The sequence below is a fragment of the Limosilactobacillus coleohominis genome, from assembly GCF_016901675.1.
GTDB lineage: Bacteria > Bacillota > Bacilli > Lactobacillales > Lactobacillaceae > Limosilactobacillus > Limosilactobacillus intestinavium.
In genome coordinates, this window is the sequence record NZ_JACJKU010000238.1 from 1 (window position 1) to 205 (window position 205).

1 pseudogene is annotated in these 205 nt (G+C 35.6%); it reads right to left on the reverse strand.

What is annotated here, in order from left to right:
* Positions 1 to 32 precede the first annotated feature (32 nt).
* A pseudogene (locus tag H5975_RS09235) lies at positions 33 to 205 on the reverse strand (IS30 family transposase); the annotation flags it as partial.

Sequence of the window (205 nt, forward strand, 5' to 3'; positions counted from 1 at the left end):
CCTAAATTTCAAGAATAAGTTAGCCACTGGACTCAAATAAATAATACTGACCAATTGATTATTGGTTGATGGAGCTGTGATATCTCTTGGTAGAAGGCCTTACGATAGATATCCATTGACGAATGTCCATTAAACATAGCTCGTGGATAGTGATTCATCCAATCATTAGTCGCTATGATCTGAGCACTACTATAGTTATTTATAG